The following is an 18,002-nucleotide window of genomic DNA, read 5'->3' as shown; positions in this document are numbered from 1 at the left end:
GTATTACTCTAAAAGAATATCCAAAACAAGAAAGGAATATGCCTGTTTTTTGAGGGTATATAGAACGAAAAAATTTTCCAATACCCTACATGTTTCTTGGAAATACTTATTTCTTTTAAAACATACTATCTGTTAACTTTTAATTACGGGGCGGTGAAATGTTGAAAAATAATTTCCCTTCATTAAAGATTAGCTGTCCGAACAACGATGTGGAGAAGGCAGTGAAATACATTCACTCCTATTGGAAAGAGCTTGTAGTAAGCAGTCCGCCGTATACAAAAGGACAATTATTTTATTTGCCTCATCCGTATGTCGTACCTGGTGGAGTTTTTCAGCAATTATTTTATTGGGATAGTTATTTTACTCTGTTAGGTCTAAAAGTATCAAAATTGAACCGTTTAGCAAAAGGAATCGTTAACAATTTCCTTTATGAAATGAGAACCTTTGGGATCATTCCTAACAGTTCAGAGGTTGCTCACTTAAGCCGGTCACAGCCACCTTTTTTAACTTCAATGATCAAAGAGGTTTGGGATGGCAATGTTGAATGGTTAAAGTATGCATCTCGCATCGCCAAATTAGAATATTTTAATGTCTGGATGAATCGCGAGACTCATTATCGTGAGGAAATTGGTTTAAATCGGTACTTTGATGATTTAGAAAAAATGCTCCGGATAGAAGAGGAAGCTTATTTGCACGTTGATGAAATGTATATTCCGTTCCAATTCTGGCAAGAGCGAACAGAAGCTGAATCAGGCTGGGATTACACAGGGCGATTCAATAAAGAATGCGGACATTTTTTACCGGTTGATTTAAACGTCTTGTTATATCAATATGAAAAGGATTTTAGTGATTTTGTGCATATACTGGGAGTTTCAGATGAAGCACAGGTATGGAAAGAGCGAGCTCAAATAAGAAAAGAGTTGATGAATCAATATTTATGGAATGACGACTACGGGTTGTATTTTGATTTTAATTTTGTGTGGAATAGACAATATGCTTACCCTACCCTGGCTACATTCTTTCCTTTATGGGCTGGAGCAGCCGATCAGCATCAGGCAGAAAAGGTTAAAAATAATATCCATTTATTTTTGCAGCCAGGAGGAATGGCCACGTCGGTGAATTACACATCATTTCAATGGGATTATCCTAATGGGTGGGCACCATTACAATGGATAGTTATAAAGGGATTAAGGAATTATGGACATGAAGAGGAAAGCAAAGAAATTGCAAAACGATGGATAAACTTATGTACCGACCAATTTATAAAAAAAGGAAAGTTGTACGAAAAGTATAATGTCGCCGACTTCAATCTTAATACAACGGGAAGGTATCCTTTGCAGGAAGGGTTTGGTTGGACCAATGCCATTTACGAAAAACTCGCCGTGGAAATACTGGGATGTAAATTGGAACGATAATAAATAAAAAGAGGTATTAGGAATGTTAGAGAACACGATTTTGAGTCGTGAAGCTGGTTTTGAAGGCAAATGATAGAAATGATGAAGAATAAGAAGGGCACCTTTTCTGTGCCCTTTCATTTTCTGCTGTTTTCATTATTCCGTGGCGGTCTATTGCCCCAGTACTGATAATAATCTGTTTTAATATTCCCGTTGTAAAGCTTTCGTTTTTTGGTGGCTTTTTTGCCAAAAAGCGACTCAAATTTTTCATTCGAGGTCAATACATAAATCGACCAGGTGTCAAGTGGGCGCAGGGTGCTGCCGAGTTCTTTGTAAAGCGCTTCGACGGCTTCTTTTTCTCCCAGGCGTTCGCCGTATGGCGGATTGGAGACGAGACAGCCGTAATCCTTCTTGGCCGTAAAGTCGGTGGCCTGCATTTGTTTAAACGAAATGGCTCCGTAAAGCCCTGCTTCCATTGCGTTTTCTTCAGCGAGCTGGACCATTTTGTGGTCGATGTCAGAACCTTGAATGTCTAAAGGCTGGTCGTAGTCTGCTTTGTCTTCGGCTTCTTCCCGGGCACGATCCCAAAGCTGTGCAGGAATCCATGGCCATTCTTCGGAAACAAAATCACGATTAAAACCAGGTGCGATGTTTTGTCCGATAAGAGCAGCTTCGATGGGGATGGTACCGGACCCGCAAAACGGATCTGCAAATGGGTGTTCGGGATGCCAGTTCGTAAGTTGAACCATCGCTGCAGCCAGGGTTTCTTTCAACGGCGCTTTATTGTGTAAAGGCCGGTACCCTCTTTTATGAAGTCCGTCTCCAGACGAGTCTATGGAAAGAATCGCTGTATCTTTATGTATGGCTACTTCGATTTTAAAGAGAGCGCCCGTTTCTTGAAACCATTCGGTATGATACGACTGCTTTAATCTCTCTACGATTGCTTTTTTCACAATAGATTGGCAGTCCGGTACACTGTATAGCTTCGATTTAACAGAACGCCCTGTGACGGGAAACTCCGCGTCTTCCGGCAGGTATTTTTCCCACGGTACAGACTTTGTCTGCTCAAACAATTCTTCAAAGGAAACAGCTTTAAATTCAGCTGCTTTGACTTTGACGCGGTCCGCGGTACGAAGCCACATATTGGCTCTTGGAATCGCGTCAAGCGAAGCGGTAAATTCTACTTTACCGTTTTCAACGTTTACATCTTCATACCCTAGGGCTTTTACTTCACTACCTACCAGTGCTTCCAGGCCCATCGTAGCTGTTGCAATTAAAGTAACTTTATTTTCCATGCAGGAAACTCCTTTGTGCTGCAAAAAAATCGTTCTAGATGTTTTGCTTTTTTTGTATTTTAGTATCATTCCATATTTTAGATAAGGTTATGTACCGCCTTACTGGCTGTACTACAAAACTTGTTCATACTTTTTTAGTTTATCATACAACACCGACCGGCTGACACCTAATAATTTTGCAGCTTTGCTTTTGTTGCCTCCTGCTTTATGCAGAGCTTGATGGATTGCTGTTTTTCGGCTTTTTCCAAAAGCGAAAAATGATCGTCATGTTTATCTTGAATGGTTATATCACGTCTAACTTGCTTTAGAACATATTCTGGTAAATCCTCGGCTTGAATCATACCGTGTTCCGCAAAAATCATCGCACGTTCTAATACGTTTCGCAGTTCTCTTACGTTGCCGGGCCAGTGATACTCTATCATGATATCCTGGACCAGTGGTCTATTCCGGTAATACTTGTTCCATTTACTTTATTTAATTCTGGACTATTTTGCTTGTTGTTATAAAGAGAATTATCTAGTTGATGATGTTATTTCCTTTCAATTGTTCGATCTCTTCTATGGAGATTCCGCAGTTTTTTAACAACGTTTCGGTATGTTCACCCAATACTGGGGCTTTATTTCTTAGGTGTCCTGGTGTGTTTGACATTTTTACAGGTGGAGCAATATTCAGATGACCATTTATTGATTGTATCAACTGTCTAGCAAGTACTTGTGGGTCCCTTGTCATTTCTTCTAATGTATGGACGGGTGCAACGCAAGCGTCAACTTCAGCAAACTCTATCATCCACTCTTGTAATGTTTTTTCTTGTATTTTCTTCTGAATATCTCCTTTTAATTGATGCTGGATATGTAAAGGAGCATCTAGCAAAGGGATACACTCCTCTTTTTCAATTACTTTACAAAAAGCTTCCCAGAACTTCGGTTCCAAGGCACCTACTGACAAGTAACGGTTGTCTTTTGTTTCGTATACTTCATAGCACGCCTTTCCACCCGACAAAGTTAATTCGCCAGGTTTAGGTTCAATTTCAGCAGCTAAATATTCAGGCAGAATAGTCTGCATCCAATAAACAACATTATCCAGCATGGAAACATCAACAAACTGACCCTTGCCGGAAGCTTTTCTTTCTATTAAAGCCATTAAAATACCAATAACTGCAGGCATTGCTCCTCCTCCAATATCAGCAATTTGTGCTGCAGGAACTTTTGGAGGTGTTTCCTTATCTCCAAAAAAGTGGAGCAAGCCAGCGTAGCTGAGATAATTAATGTCGTGGCCAGGGATATTTGCATACGGACCGGTTTGGCCATAGCCAGTAATTGCACAGTATATTAAATCTGGGTTTACAGATTGAAGTGTATTGTAACTTAATCCCAGCCTATCCATCACACCGGGGCGAAAAGACTCTACAACCACATCTGCTCCTTTTACAAGCTTTAAGAAGACTTCTTTCCCTTTTTCTGTTTTCAAATCGATGCTAATGCTTTTTTTGTTTCGATTCAGGGAATGAAAAAGAGCACTGTTTTCATCAATTTTAGGATCATACCATCTGGAATAGTCTCCTAATTTTGTATCTTCTACTTTAATCACTTCCGCTCCATAATCAGCAAGCAGCATTGTACAGTAGGGACCTGGTAACAATCTGGTTAAATCAAGAACACGATAGGAACGCAGCGGCATACATTGTTTCCTCCTTTAAATTATAGATGTACAAAGGTAAGTTGTTGTATTATTCACTCTCTTGTTCTGCTTATTACCCCCTTCGCCTTAGTTTTTTAAAGTATTGTATATCTCTATAACTGTAAGTTTTTAGCGATAATCCCTTTCATAATTTCATTTGACCCCGCATAAATGGAAGTAACTGCAGTATCACGAAACCGCCTGGCAATTTCATATTCCTCCATATATCCATAACCGCCATGAAGCTGCATGCATTCTGTCGATACCTTTTTAGCAAGATCTGTTACCCACCATTTTGCCATCGATACTTCGGTTACGATATCTTTTGCTTTCATATGTTTTTGAATTAATTGATCGATAAATGTTCGTCCTATTTCAATTTCGGTTGCCATTTCAGCTATTTTAAATTGAGTGTTTTGAAATTTGCTAATTGGTTTGCCAAATGCTTTTCGCTGTTTTACATAATCCATTGTGATAGCGAGCATTTTTTCGGCAGAAGCTATAGCTTGAATAGCAACAAGCAAACGTTCTTGCTGGAGTTTTTCCATTAAATAATAAAATCCTTTATTTTCTTCTCCTAAAAGATTGTAGGCGGAGACTTTTACGTCTTCAAAAATAAGTTCCGATGTGTCTTGAGCGTGCTGGCCGACCTTGCTTAATTGTTTTCCTTTAGAAAAACCTAGTGTCCCAGCTTCCACCATAAGTAAACTTATTCCTTTATGAGCAGGCTGTGCCTTTGGATCTGTTTTACAAACGACAAGCACCAGGTCGGATTGAATTCCATTAGTAATAAACGTTTTTTCCCCATTCACAATATAATGACTGCCATCTCTTAGAGCAGTCGTTCGCACGGCCGCTAAATCAGAGCCTGCTCCAGGTTCGGTCATTGCAATGGCAGAAATAAGACTGCCACTGACTGCTCCAGGAAACCAACGTTTCTTTTGCTCAACAGTTCCAAATTGATCAATATAGGGCATAACGATGTCGTTATGCAGCCCAATCCCTCCTAAACCCGTTCCTACCTTTTCCATTTCTTCGTTGATAATTACAGAATACCTAAAATCAGCTTCTAATCCACCATATTTTTCATCCACCCAGGGACATAAAAATCCCTGGTTACCAAGTTTTTTCCAAAAGGAACGGGGAACGGATTTCTCTTTTTCCCAATGTTCAAAGTTAGGGATGGCTTCCTTCTCTAAAAATTTCTGAAGAGAATGTCTAAAAATCTGATGGTCTTCATTAAAAAGCTCTCTGTTCATTTTAGCCCTCCGTTCACGTGTTAATTTATACGTTCAATAATGGTGGCGTTTGCCATTCCGTGTCCTTCACACATCGTTTGCAAGCCGAAGCGGCCTCCTGTTCTTTCTAGTTCATGAATCATGGTGGTCATTAATCTTGCTCCACTTGCTCCTAGCGGGTGGCCAAGAGCGATAGCTCCACCATTAGGATTTAATTTTTTCGGGTCAGCGCCGGTTTCCTGCAGCCAGGCAAGCGGCACTGAGGCGAATGCTTCATTTACTTCAAAAACATCGATATCATGAATGGTGAGACCTGCTTTTTTCAATGCTTTTTCAGTAGCAGGAATAGGTCCTGTAAGCATTAATGTTGGATCTGAACCTACAACACTACGAGATATTACTCGAAATCGGGGTTTTAATCCAAGTTCAGCTGCTTTTTCGGATGACATTAATAATAACGCTGCAGCTCCGTCACTAATCTGGCTTGCATTTCCGGGGTGGATTTTTCCTTTTTCATCGAAGGATGGTTTAAGGCTTGCCAGCTTTTCCATGCTTGTATCTGCTCTTGGTCCCTCATCCGTTTTCATCGTTTCAGAACTGTCCGCTTCAGGCGGGGTCACTTCAAGCGGTATGATTTCGCGGTCGAACCGCTCTTCATTTTGAGCAGTTATTGCTTTTTCATGGCTTTCTAGCGAAAATTCATCCATTTGTTCTCTGCTGAAGCCCCATTTATCAGCAATACGATCAGCAGATAATCCTTGATGAATCATTTCGTAGCGTGAAGTCAATTCCTCACTAAACCCCGCTCCTTGAGTACTTGACCCTAATGGCACACGGGACATGTTCTCAATTCCTCCTGCTATTACCACATCCATATCTCCGCTGGCAATCGCCTGGGCAGCAAAATGAACGGCTTGTTGGCTCGATCCGCACTGACGATCAATGGTAGTACCTGGCACTTCTATTGGAAAATCTGCTACCAAAGCGGCAACTCTTGCAATATCCAGCGTCTGCTCTCCTACTTGGGACACACACCCCAAAATGACGTCTTCAATCATACCGGCATCTATATTGGTGCGCTTCACAATTTCTTTTAATGGTTCAGCAGCAAGCACATCTGCCCGAACTCCGCTCAGCATTCCATTTCTTTTTCCGACAGGCGTTCTTACCGCTTCGACAATGACAGGTTCTTTCATTTCTCACTTATACTCCCTTTCTTTCTTAATTTATTTGTCAGCGCTTTCAATTAGGGTTATTATTTTGGCTCCATACGGATAGCCCCATCTAAGCGAATAGTTTCGCCATTGAGGAGCGGGTTTTCAATGATGCTTTGTGTTAATGCAGCAAATTCAGATGGTCTTCCCAGTCGAGGCGGGAATGGGACGGTTGCACCAAGAGAAGCTCTCGCTTCTTCAGATAATGTTTGAAATAAAGGTGTTTCAATTAAACCAGGAGCAATAGTCATCACTCGAATGCCGTGCCGGGCAAATTCCCGTGCGATTGGAAGCGTCATTGACACAATACCGCCCTTGGATGCACTGTATGCGGCTTGACCGATCTGCCCTTCGTATGCAGCAACTGATGCCGTATTGATAATCACACCGCGTTCTCCTTCTTCATTTTCTTCGTTTTGCAGCATTTTTTCTGCGGCCAGCCGCAGCACGTTAAACGTTCCTATCAAATTGACTTCAATAATTTTGCTAAACGGAGATAAGTCCTGTGCTTTTCTTTTGCTTAAAACTTTTTGAGGGGTGCCGATTCCAGCACAGTTTATCGCTATCTGAATGCTGCCAAATTGTTCGATGGCTTGATCTAGTGCTTTTTCTACATCTGCTTCATTCGTTACATCTGTTTTGACAAACAGTACATGACCAGCTCCTAGTTTCTCTACAAGCTCCATTCCTTTATCTTCGCTTACATCTAATATCACCGCTTTTCCACCATGTTCTATAATGTTTGTAACTGTGGCCTCTCCGAGACCTGACGCTCCTCCTGTTACAACGGCTGCTTTATCTTTTATATTCATGTGAATTCCTCCTAAAGGGTAATAAATGGGTTATTGGGCTTGCTCTTCTTTTCTGAGTAAAAATCGTTGTATTTTTCCGCTTGAAGTTTTGGGCAATTGCTTTATAAACTCCACTTCCTTTGGATATTGGTGCTTGGATAATTTCGTTTTAACGTAATTACTTATCTCTTCTGCTAAAGACGACGACTCCGGGTAGTCATTCCCTAGAACGACATAGGCCTTTACAATTTCTCCTTTAAGGCTGTCCGGCTTACCGATGACTGCCGCTTCTGTCACGGCTGGATGCTCTAATAGACAGCTTTCTACTTCAAATGGTCCGATTCGGTAACCGGCACTTGAAATGATGTCATCCGAACGACCTTGAAACCAGTAATAGCCCTCTTCATCTTTTAAAGCAAGATCTCCGGTTAAAAACCAATTTTTTAATCGCTTTTCTTCTGTCTTTTCAGGCTCTTTCCAGTAACCAAGAAAATTGAAAGGAAATCCGGTCGCGTCCACTGCAATTTGACCGACTTCTCCAATTTGAACAGGATCCCCTGATTCATTAATGATATCTACTTTATAACCAGGAGTGGGAAATCCCATAGAACCAGGCTTTACAGTCATAGATACAGCATGGTAATTGTTAACAAGCATATTTGTTTCCGTGCATCCATAATGATCATAAATTTCCTGACCAAAATTGTTTTTAAAAAACCGGATGACCTCTGCGTTTAATGGTTCTCCTGCACTGCTGAATTTTTTAACATGAAAATTATAATTTTTCACAAGTTCTTCTCCTGCTGCTTTCATCATTCGATAAGCTGTAGGAGCATAGGCGAAACTCGTAACTTTATACCGCTCCATCAGTTCATAATATTTGGCTGCTTCAAAACTCCCTTTATACATTACAATCGGCACCCCAAAGCTGAGGGGGCTTATAATACTATTTATAAATCCGTATGCCCACCCAGGATCAGCTCCGCCAAGGAAAATATCGTTTTTGTTTAACCCTATAGCATATTTGGTATAGGGGTAGACACTTATTAATATTTTATGTGCCCAAACAGCACCTTTTGGCATGCCTGTAGAGCCGGAAGTAAATTGAATAACACTTGGATCCGTCAGCTTCGTTTTTTCTGTTATATGTTGAGGGGAAGCGTTATTTAAAAGCTGCCAAAAGCTTTTATTAGAAGGGGAGTCATGATCAATTAATATAACTTTGCCGGAAAAATCAAGGTTGTCTAATTTTTTGCTTTGGTCCTTGTTTGTAATGAGCACTTTACTCTCAGAAATCGATAAGCGGTGAGAAATAGCTTCCGGTCCAAAGGCAGTAAACAATGGGAGGTATATTGCCCCAATCTTCCAGGCAGCTAAGGCAGTAAGGACAAGCTCTATGTCTTTGCCTAAGAGACAAGCAATACGTTCCCCCTTTTCAACACCAAGTGATCGAAAGCCATTTGCCAGTTTATCGGATTTTTCTTTAAGATCCTTATATGTCCACGTTTTCTTTTCTCCCGCCTGGTTTTCCCAATAAATAGCAACCTGTTCAGGATTGTCAGCCCAGCGATCACAACATTCATGAGCGGTGTTAAAAAATATGTTCGGGTCAGCATCATAAGTTTCAAAAGCTTCTTCCCAAGTGAATTGTTTTACTAATTGTTCGTAACGGATATTCTTCGGCATTCTATCACTCACCTCTGCTATAGTTTTAGTTCACAGTAAAATAGATTTCAGTTTCTTGTCCTAATATAATAATATTGCCAACTTTTGAAATTCTTTTTGGAAAAGTCTTAGAGAGTACACCCGTGCCTTCTGTTGTATTTATTCCATACAACTATTCATTTTCCTTTGTTTATTTATCAAACAGGTTCTAAAAAAGAGTGCCAGACCTTTTCCCTGCATTTTAGTTCTTAGTACATAGCCTTGTTCCGCCATCGTCCAGTAAGGTGGTTGAATAGACCCGTGAAAGTCCTTTGACATGCTTTACTAGGTATTAATAAAAATCTGCTAATGGTAAATATACACGAAACACCAGTCTTTCCTTTTTGATACATAAAAACAGCCGATCGTAAAAATAAATTACGACCGGCTGATTATCCGTTAAAATAAAAAAACCCCTGATCAGGGGTTCGTTGAGAGGCATAAAACATTCTTGTAAGCCATGTTCTGTCCCATTGTGCTGCTGCGGTTATTCACCTTGCACTCCGGAAGCAGTCATCTATCTGCAGAGTGAAAACTCTGCCCTTTCTTTCCGTTCATTTCCTTCAGAAAGGCGCCCCTACCAAAATTTGGGTTTCTCGCTCGAGGGGTTTACCTCGTTCCACTCCGTTTGTTTCCAAACGGACTCCGTCACTGTGGCACTTTCAGGGTAATAAGACCATATCAAATCGACACAGGTCGTTTCCCCGCCGTCAGCCTAGTAGTCTACCAGACTGCCCTGACTTATGGTTTCGTCAGGCACGAACACTACAGCCGTCTCAGGCTGTGCGAGCATGGACTTTCCTCTGCACCGTAAGTGCAGCGACTGCCAGAATGTTTTATGCTTCATTTTAGTGACAAATTCTATTATATCGCGAATAGGTTGTTTTGGCAACCCAGAGTTACAGAAAAGTATTCGATGACTTATTTTTTTGAATCGCTTTTTTGGACAGTTGATCAGCTGAGCGGTTTGAACTCGATGGGATCCATTTTACAAAACATAATTCACATTCTTCAAGCTGTTTTAGAATCTCTGTTAGATATGGTTTATATGCTGCTTTTTTAGTATATCGTTTTTCTACAGCCTCATCTACGAGTTTTGAATCTGTACAGATAGAAACCATATTCCAACTATTTTCCTTGCAGATCTTTAAAGCTTCCATTAACGCTACAAATTCCGCTTCGTGATTCGTCATCTGACCTAGCGGTATGGCATAATGCTCATTTTTTCCCTTTCCTTTATTTACAAAAATGCCGGCACCAGCAGGTCCTGGATTTCCAGCACTGGCACCGTCCACATATATTTTTAACAATCCTGGTATTTACCTCCTAACCATGTATACAGCAATCACTCTTTAGATGTGTCAAAGTTCATTTCTTTTAAATAAGGAATAGATGTGCGGGCATTTTCCAAAAGGCTTTTATCAAAATCTCCATATATTAGTGCTTCCTCATCCTTTGAAGCTTTGTTTATTACCCTGCCAAAAGGGTCCACCCATTGAGTACCGCCGCATGCTTGGTTAAAAACGGTATTAACACCAGCTATATAACATTGATTATCCAATGCACGGCACGGCAGCTGGATTTCCCAGCGCGTTTTTGCTGATTGGCTCCAGACAGAAGGACAGATGATAAGGTCTATTCCTTTTTTTGCTAATTCTCTGGATGGTTCAGGAAATTCCATATCAAAACATATAAACATGCCAATTCGTCCAAAACGAGACGAAAAAGATTTGTAATCCTTAGGACCAGGAGAAAAAATTTTCTTTTCTACTCCCCATAATTTGGATTTTCGATACAAAACAAGCTGTTCCTCCGATTCATCGATGAATGCGGAGGTAATATCAATTTACTGCCATTTCTTTCTGGAAAAGAAAATACAATGCCCATTCCTGTTTTGTGCACTAAGAGTGCGGAAGAATTGGATTATAGGTGTGTTGGGCCGGGCAGGTTCTGCCAGTTGATAAAAATCCTCTTTTTCAGCGTGGTATCATCTTAATACAAGCTCGGGAAATACTAATAAAGCGGCACCTTCAGCTGCTGCTTTTCTTGCAGTATCCGCACACCTTTCTTTATTATCTTCCACTTTCCCATGCATAGAACATTGCTGGGCTAAGCATACTTTGTATAAGTTATTATTCATATAATTTTTTGCCAAACACCTCTTTTTCGAGGTTTGACAAACGTTTTAAAATATCATAATTTGTACCGCCGGCTGCTTGGGCAGGAGCAGTCTGCTCTGTTGCAGAAACTTGGCTTTCTCTATTGAACCTTGTTTCTCCAGATGCACTGTTTGTTTGTCTTTTAGATTGTTCTAAGGCGCGTTCAAGTTCACTTAATTTTTCTTCAAATGCTTCATAATCTTGGATAACCATATCAAGAAATTGATCTACTTCATCTTTATTATAACCTTTCATGCTGCTTTTAAAGTCTTTATCTAAAATTTCTTTGGCAGATAAATGAATATTTTGCATGCTTTGGTTCACCCCAAATATCAATTCAGTTTAGATGCTCATTGTTATATAAATCGTTATTTGTATTTCATTTTTTCAGAACTTCAGGGAAAAGTCAATTTGAATTGCTATTCCTATTCCAAGGTGTCCATTCCCTCTGCTATTTCCTCGACTGTCTGCTGTAAGTCATCTGGAGTAATCCAATATATTGGGTAGTGGTCTTTGGCTGCTTTTCGTTCTGCTGCCTGTAAATAATAACGCGGTGTTCCTTCCTGTTCTTCTGAATACAATAACAAAAGGGCGTCTGTTTTCATAATAATAAAATCATTTTTTGCCCGCAGCTTCCCGGGATTATCATACTTCTTTTTGGAAATTGCTTCTGAATAATCAGCCTGATTAATAATATGCTGGTATCTTTCCTGTGCTTGTTCAGGCCATATGCTTTCCTGCTCCAGAAAAGGAGGAAGCACGGCTAATTTTAAGGCATCCCATTCTATTTTTAATTTTATAACCACTTCGGCTGTCCATTGTTCTACACCAAGCTGCCCGGACACAACCACCCACTCTAGTCCTTCTTCTAAAAAACCGATTAATCGCTTTTCAATTGTTTTTTTAATATAGGTGATTTCTTTGGCATTTGGCTGAAAGATCCCCATTTCCTGAGGTTTATATCCGGTTGCTGCAAGTACTTTCAAAAAATCCCCTCCTTTCTTCTGCCTTTGAATGAAACCGACAGAGGATCCCTGCTTAAATTGGATTTTCGACATAATCACTTAATTAAATTACTTTAAGTTTTACTCGTTTTGTCGAAAAAAGGAACATTCTTACTAAAAGCGTACTATTCTGCGCTTGCCCGGGAAATATTACATTCTCCTATTTCCCTATTTTTTGTTGTAAGCGGATTATTCTTTTGTTTATTTCCTGATTTGCATATCCATTTATTTTAACTGCTTCAAGAACAAAGGATAGAGCTTTCTCTGGATCTTTTTTCCGGTGTTCATAAAATTTAGCTAATTCTATGGCCGCTTCGGCCCCGTTTGCCCCATTGTTTTCTACCACTTTTATAAAACATTCCATTGAATCTGTTTCAAGGTTTAACTTTTTATATACAAAACCAAGTGCACACAAGCACTCTTCCTGCCAATCACTTTCTTCTTGGATTGTTTCCAGTGCTTTCTCAAAACACCAACTTGCTTTTTCCCATTCTTTGCATTGAGCATACCATCTTCCTATTTCATACGTTTCTCTTCCGAAAGGTCTATTTCTTAGAACTCGTTTCGAAAGGTCGATATAAAGTGTAATTAAGGACAGTACATCCCACTCATTGTGAGTGAGAACTCCTTCAATATATTCGGGATGCTTTTCATTTAAAAAATCAAAATAAAGCATTGGTGCCAGATACCCCGGTGTATCATCAATACGCTCGAATTGTAATATTTCTTTTTCCACGACAGAAAGCTTACAAGAAGAAAGCCGGTGCTTAAAAAGCCGGCGGGCCGCATGCAGTAAATCAAAGTGACCGAATGGAGGAAGTTTGGGTACTTCGTTTCTTACAAAAGTGTGCCTGGTTTTAAGCTGCGGCCAGTCAAAAGCTTTTCCATTGTATGTGACTAGGTTTTTTGTAGAAGCCGTATCTCTTAAAAAATGGTGATATAAAGCCACTTCGGCTTCTGGACCTGGCAGGAAAAATTGACTCACTTTTACATGTGCACTTGTAAACTGGGCTCCGCCGAGCAAAAAAATCATGTTGCCTGCTCCGCTGTTTAAACCGGTTGTTTCGGTGTCAAAAAATAAAAGATCCTCCGGGCTTCGATTCTCAGGGTGAAGAGGGTGAAAAGCTGTTTCTTTTCCCCACTCTTCCCACACGTCATACAGCTCCTCTAATCTATATTTGCCATGAGCATGATGAAACGGATAAATGACTTCTCTTTTTACCATGTATTGATCTTCTAAAAAGCGAGCAGATGCATTCAATTTCTCCCACTCTTTGGCATATGGAATATCTGAAGTTTGGCAGCCGTCTTGTTCATTAATGTTTTCTTTTTTATTTGACTGGCTGTGATTTACAGACCCTAAATGGTGTTTCATGCGATTCAATTTATTTTTTAGCTTCAACCTGTTGTTCCTCCTCTAACAGCCGCATAAGCCGAAGTGTCAGCCATTTTGCTTCTTCCCCGAGGTTTAAATCAGAACCTACACAGGATGGGCAGCCGGTCGTACAAGGACAGGACTGAATAAGTTTTTTACCGTTTTGAAGCAATTCTGGAAAATTGTTGTACACCGCTGCAGATAAACCTACTCCGCCAGGGTAGCGATCATATAAAAAGATGGTCGGCTTTTCGGAATGAGTGGCTTTCATCTGCGGAACAACATGGAGATCGCTTTGGTCACACATCACATGAACAGGAGCAACGTGACGCAGTACATTAGCTATTCCAATTAGTGCCTGTTCTAACGGTTCTTTTCCAAATTGGCTGACGGTATGATCTGGAAAACTGATCCAGCATGCATTCGTGTGCAATTCTTCTTCCGGAAGATGAATGGAGCCGGAACCTATATTTTCAAAGGTCGTCATTTTAATTTTTTTAAAAATCGTAGCTTTTGCGTTAACCATGACGTCCCCAAAAGCCGATTCAAAAGAAGGATATTCTGTCCTTTTATCTTCCTCTAATACTTTTAATTCGACAGCCAAATTAGCATCGGTGAAATATTCCACTTGTACTTCTTTGACATAAGCCTTTTTTTCTTCCCAATCAAGTTCTTCCACTTGAAATTGCACACCTTGGTGTAAATAAATAGCTTTATCATGTAACAGCGTCATCGCGCTGAAGCGGTCCATTTCACCAATAACTTTTACATTCGCAATGTCCGTTTGGTCAATAATGACGACGTTTTCCTGGGAAGCAGAGCGTAAGCTGACACCATGAGCAGGAAAGCCGTCATTCATCCAATACCACTTATGGCCGCGATGGTGCAGTACTTGTTCTTCCGTTAAATATTCAAGCACTTCTTCTATCTCAACTCCGTCAAAGGTCTCACCTTCTTGAAAAGGGAGTTCAAACGCTGCGCATTTAATATGATCCACTAAAATAATAAGGTTGTCTGGATGGATTCTCGCTGATTCAGGGGTTTGGTTTAAAAAGAACTCTGGTTGCTGAATCATGTATTGATCCACCGGAGCGGAACTGGCAACCATAAGAATTAGTGATTCATCCTGTCTTCTGCCGGCACGGCCTGCTTGCTGCCAGGCACTTGCGACAGATCCTGGATAGCCCGTCATAATACAAACTTGAAGCTGGCCGATATCTACTCCTAATTCAAGGGCATTAGTACTGACTACCCCCATCACGTCTCCGTTTCGAAGTCCCTTTTCAATTTCTCTTCTCTGTTTCGGGAGGTATCCTCCCCTATACCCACGTATCGATTTAGGGCCGACTTCTTTTTTAACTAATTCTTTTAAATGACTTAAGATTACTTCTACTCGAACCCTGCTTTTTGCAAACACTATCGTTTGTATTTTTTCTTTTAAAAACATCGAAGCTAATTTATATACTTCGGTTGTTGCTCCTTTTCGGATATTCATGGCTTCATTTACAATAGGTGGGTTATAAAAAACAAAGTGTTTTCGTCCCCGGGGCGCCCCGTTGTTATCAATTAAATGAAAACTCTCTCCGATAAGGTTTTCAGCAAGCTCTTTTGGATTGGCAATAGTGGCAGATGTACAAATAAACACAGGCGAACTTCCGTAATAATTAGCAATCCGTTTTAAACGCCGGATTACATTGGATACATGACTGCCAAAGACACCACGGTACGTATGAAGCTCATCTATCACAATATATTTAAGGTTTTCAAATAAAGAGACCCATTTTGTATGGTGAGGCAAAATCGCTGAATGCAGCATATCCGGATTTGTAATAACAACGTGGCCGGCCTTTCGAATGACCTGTCTGATATTTGGGGACGTGTCCCCGTCATACGTATAACTTTTTATATCGGCTTCCATTTCGTCAATCAGTTCATTGATTTCACTTTTTTGATCTTGAGCAAGAGCCTTTGTCGGAAACAAATAAAGGGCTCTGCTTTTTTTATCGTCAAGAATAGATTGTAAAACAGGAAGGTTATAGGATAGTGTTTTACCAGAGGCTGTGGGCGTAACAGAAACTGTATGTTTATATTCCACTCCGCTTTTTTCAAAAGCCGATCGCTGATGAGTATAGAGAGAAGAAATGCCCCTATTTTGCAGGGCATTTACAATTCTTTTATCTAGCTCGGTAGGAAACGTAACGGTTTTAGCCGGCTCTTCCTCCAGCGTATGCCAGTATTCTATTTGATTTTTTATGGATTCTTCTGATTTTATCCATTCTATTAATTGTTCTAAGGATTTTTTTCGCATTAGTTGTTCACCTCTATTATGTATATTTTAGCGAATATATGTTTGTTTTCCAATCAATAAATCATTAAAACCAGTTTTCCTGCGAATGTTATGGCAAAAGCCTTAGATTCTTCACCAATACTTTCGTTTTCTGGCATAATAAAAAACCTGCCGCCTCTGCGACAGGTGAAATTCACGACATATATGCTGTAATTAATTGGTGGATGTGACTCGGTCTTGTACTCTCTCGTCATACAGCTTTTTAATTTCTTCATTATTAAGTCTGACGAGTAAAGCGTGCGGTATACCGCAAAGTTCTTCTAATTCTTTTATGAGGTTGATGCGATCTATTTCCTTCATTAAGATCGTCTCCCCTCCGTGAATTTTATTGCTTATTATATATTATACTCCACGAAACGAGAATATTCAAAATATTTTCGCGAGAGGTTGTATTAAAACAGATCAAAAAAATACAATTCGAAGGACATACTGTATTAGTTAATGGGTGAAAAAAATACAATAACGGCTGCTTCCCGCTATTGTAAGGAGTAGATAGAGGTCTATTTTTAATTATCTGGCTGTGTAATAGTCGTTAATCATTTGCAAAATAGATTTTTCTTCTTTGTTTGGCGTAAAACGACGCTCATTTGTTTTTTTGTTTGTTTGTTTCATTCTAACCACTCCCTATTTTGTTATATGTTAATGATTATTATACACATGTGTTATAACACAGTCAATAATTTTTTGAAAATTTATATAACAAAAAATAGAAAAGCTGAACCTTCTGTCCGGTTTGGTAATGATCTAATAAGACACAAAAAAGCTTTAAAAGGAGACCCTTCTAAAGCTTTTTTTCTTAGTTTAATATTAATTTGTCCATTTCTTCGACTAACTGACTTATTTCAGGCTTGCTGATCTGGGCGTCTGCACCCACTCGTTCTCCTTTGTGGTATAAATCTTCTGTAATTAAAGAAGAAAAAATAACAACAGGAAGATGCTGCAACTTACTATGTTCTTTTATTTTTAAAGTTAATTGGTGGCCGTCCATTCTTGGCATTTCAAGATCTGTAATAATAGCATCTGGAATACGGATGTCGCTCGCATCAATATCCTCGGTTTTAACAAGACCATTAACGAAGTCCCAGGCTTCTTTTCCATCCTGATACACTACTATTGAAGTGTATCCAGCTTCCTCCAGCGTATCTGCCAGTAATTTTCTAAGTACAGGCGAGTCTTCTACGATCATTAGCTTTTTATTAGAACGATCATTTACCTGGTCTTCATTTTTTTGGATGCTTTGAATCTCTGTTTTTGGAGCAATATCCATGACAATTTTTTCATAATCGAGTAAAAGTGCCATCCCCTGGTCCATTTTAACGATACCTATTGTATTAGCATCGTGTCCTTGAGAAAGGTCCCCTGGTTTTTCTATTTGCTCCCAAGAAATGCGGTGTATTCGTGATACAGAATGAACATGAAAAGCCACCTTTCTCTGATTCAATTCCCCTATGATAAATTTATCATGCTCCGGTTGGTCAGCTGGTGGATATCCTAGTACTTTAGCAAGATCAATTACCGGAATAACTTCTTCGCGCAGACGGATGATACCTTCTAAATTCTGATGCCTGTTAGGAGTTTCAGTTATTTCAACAGGCTGGATAATCTCTCTCACTTTTAAAACGTTAATACCAAACATCCCAGTCCCTACATGAAACATGACGATTTCTAATTCGTTTGTACCGCTTTCGAGTAATATATCCGATTGATTCGTTAGTGCCATCATTATCTCCTCCACATATAAACCGAACAGTTTATTGGTACTTTTGTCTTTATTTTACCTTATAATGCGGGGACTGCAATCATA

The 18,002-nt window shown here is 39.8% G+C and carries 18 protein-coding genes and 1 other RNA gene; 1 reads left to right on the top strand and 18 read right to left on the bottom strand.

What is annotated here, in order from left to right; all coding sequences use genetic code 11:
* The first annotated feature begins 158 nt into the window (after positions 1–158).
* On the top strand, positions 159–1,415 hold the full coding sequence (locus tag ACE1TI_RS10345) for a trehalase family glycosidase (protein WP_375007497.1): 1,257 nt from the start codon (positions 159–161) through the stop codon (positions 1,413–1,415).
* A 116-nt stretch (positions 1,416–1,531) separates the two neighbouring features.
* Here ACE1TI_RS10345 and ACE1TI_RS10340 read toward each other — a convergent pair whose 3' ends face one another.
* The 18 genes from ACE1TI_RS10340 to ACE1TI_RS10255 all read right to left on the bottom strand — a co-directional run bounded on the left by ACE1TI_RS10340 (position 1,532) and on the right by ACE1TI_RS10255 (position 17,918).
* The gene (locus tag ACE1TI_RS10340; RefSeq protein ID WP_375007496.1) at positions 1,532–2,689 is read right to left on the bottom strand and encodes a THUMP domain-containing class I SAM-dependent RNA methyltransferase; all 1,158 of its coding nucleotides are present in this window, start codon (positions 2,687–2,689) and stop codon (positions 1,532–1,534) included.
* Positions 2,690–2,800: 111 nt separating this feature from the next.
* A complete protein-coding gene (locus tag ACE1TI_RS10335; protein WP_375007523.1) occupies positions 2,801–2,902 on the bottom strand; it encodes a helix-turn-helix domain-containing protein in 102 nt (33 codons plus the stop codon).
* Positions 2,857–3,111 carry an AAA-type ATPase lid domain-containing protein gene (locus ACE1TI_RS10330; protein ID WP_375007495.1) on the bottom strand — a complete coding sequence of 85 codons (255 nt, stop codon included), beginning with the start codon at positions 3,109–3,111 and terminating at the stop codon, positions 2,857–2,859. Before ACE1TI_RS10330 ends, ACE1TI_RS10335 begins: the two co-directional genes overlap by 46 nt.
* A gap of 94 nt (positions 3,112–3,205) precedes the next feature.
* Complete coding sequence (locus ACE1TI_RS10325; protein ID WP_375007494.1) at positions 3,206–4,366, bottom strand: CaiB/BaiF CoA transferase family protein; 1,161 nt, start codon at positions 4,364–4,366, stop codon at positions 3,206–3,208.
* Between the two features lie 113 nt (positions 4,367–4,479).
* On the bottom strand, positions 4,480–5,625 hold the full coding sequence (locus ACE1TI_RS10320) for an acyl-CoA dehydrogenase family protein (RefSeq protein WP_375007493.1): 1,146 nt from the start codon (positions 5,623–5,625) through the stop codon (positions 4,480–4,482).
* Positions 5,626–5,645: 20 nt separating this feature from the next.
* On the bottom strand, positions 5,646–6,800 hold the full coding sequence (locus tag ACE1TI_RS10315) for a thiolase family protein (RefSeq protein ID WP_375007492.1): 1,155 nt from the start codon (positions 6,798–6,800) through the stop codon (positions 5,646–5,648).
* Between the two features lie 59 nt (positions 6,801–6,859).
* Positions 6,860–7,630, bottom strand: a complete 771-nt coding sequence (locus tag ACE1TI_RS10310; protein WP_375007491.1) for an SDR family NAD(P)-dependent oxidoreductase — start codon at positions 7,628–7,630, stop codon at positions 6,860–6,862.
* Positions 7,631–7,660: 30 nt separating this feature from the next.
* Entirely contained in the window at positions 7,661–9,295 is a 1,635-nt protein-coding gene (locus ACE1TI_RS10305; protein WP_375007490.1) for an acetate--CoA ligase, read from the bottom strand.
* Between the two features lie 467 nt (positions 9,296–9,762).
* Positions 9,763–10,147: RNase P RNA component class B (gene rnpB, locus ACE1TI_RS10300), an RNA gene on the bottom strand.
* A 65-nt stretch (positions 10,148–10,212) separates the two neighbouring features.
* Positions 10,213–10,623, bottom strand: coding sequence for an RNase H family protein (locus ACE1TI_RS10295; RefSeq protein WP_375007489.1), 411 nt, complete (start codon positions 10,621–10,623; stop codon positions 10,213–10,215).
* Between the two features lie 35 nt (positions 10,624–10,658).
* Positions 10,659–11,138, bottom strand: a complete 480-nt coding sequence (locus tag ACE1TI_RS10290) for a nitrilase-related carbon-nitrogen hydrolase (protein ID WP_375007522.1) — start codon at positions 11,136–11,138, stop codon at positions 10,659–10,661.
* 162 nt (positions 11,139–11,300) lie between these two features.
* A complete protein-coding gene (locus ACE1TI_RS10285; protein WP_375007488.1) occupies positions 11,301–11,453 on the bottom strand; it encodes a hypothetical protein in 153 nt (50 codons plus the stop codon).
* Positions 11,446–11,727: a cell division regulator GpsB gene (gene gpsB / locus ACE1TI_RS10280; protein WP_375007521.1), complete on the bottom strand. Its 282-nt coding sequence runs from the start codon at positions 11,725–11,727 to the stop codon at positions 11,446–11,448. The genes ACE1TI_RS10285 and gpsB overlap by 8 nt, the downstream gene beginning before the upstream one ends.
* A gap of 170 nt (positions 11,728–11,897) precedes the next feature.
* The gene (locus tag ACE1TI_RS10275) at positions 11,898–12,458 is read right to left on the bottom strand and encodes an SLOG family protein (RefSeq protein ID WP_375007487.1); all 561 of its coding nucleotides are present in this window, start codon (positions 12,456–12,458) and stop codon (positions 11,898–11,900) included.
* Between the two features lie 178 nt (positions 12,459–12,636).
* The gene (locus ACE1TI_RS10270; RefSeq protein ID WP_375007486.1) at positions 12,637–13,878 is read right to left on the bottom strand and encodes a ribonuclease H-like domain-containing protein; all 1,242 of its coding nucleotides are present in this window, start codon (positions 13,876–13,878) and stop codon (positions 12,637–12,639) included.
* Positions 13,862–16,159: a DEAD/DEAH box helicase gene (locus tag ACE1TI_RS10265; protein WP_375007485.1), complete on the bottom strand. Its 2,298-nt coding sequence runs from the start codon at positions 16,157–16,159 to the stop codon at positions 13,862–13,864. Before ACE1TI_RS10265 ends, ACE1TI_RS10270 begins: the two co-directional genes overlap by 17 nt.
* 192 nt (positions 16,160–16,351) lie before the next feature.
* Positions 16,352–16,498: a hypothetical protein gene (locus ACE1TI_RS10260; RefSeq protein WP_375007484.1), complete on the bottom strand. Its 147-nt coding sequence runs from the start codon at positions 16,496–16,498 to the stop codon at positions 16,352–16,354.
* Between the two features lie 496 nt (positions 16,499–16,994).
* Positions 16,995–17,918, bottom strand: a complete 924-nt coding sequence (locus ACE1TI_RS10255) for a chemotaxis protein (RefSeq protein ID WP_375007483.1) — start codon at positions 17,916–17,918, stop codon at positions 16,995–16,997.
* Positions 17,919–18,002: the final 84 nt, after the last annotated feature.

It is taken from the genome of Alteribacillus sp. JSM 102045 (genome assembly GCF_041949975.1).
Lineage (GTDB): Bacteria > Bacillota > Bacilli > Bacillales > Marinococcaceae > Alteribacillus.
The sequence above is the reverse complement of the archived record's forward strand: the minus strand, read 5'-3'. Positions and strand labels throughout refer to the sequence as shown.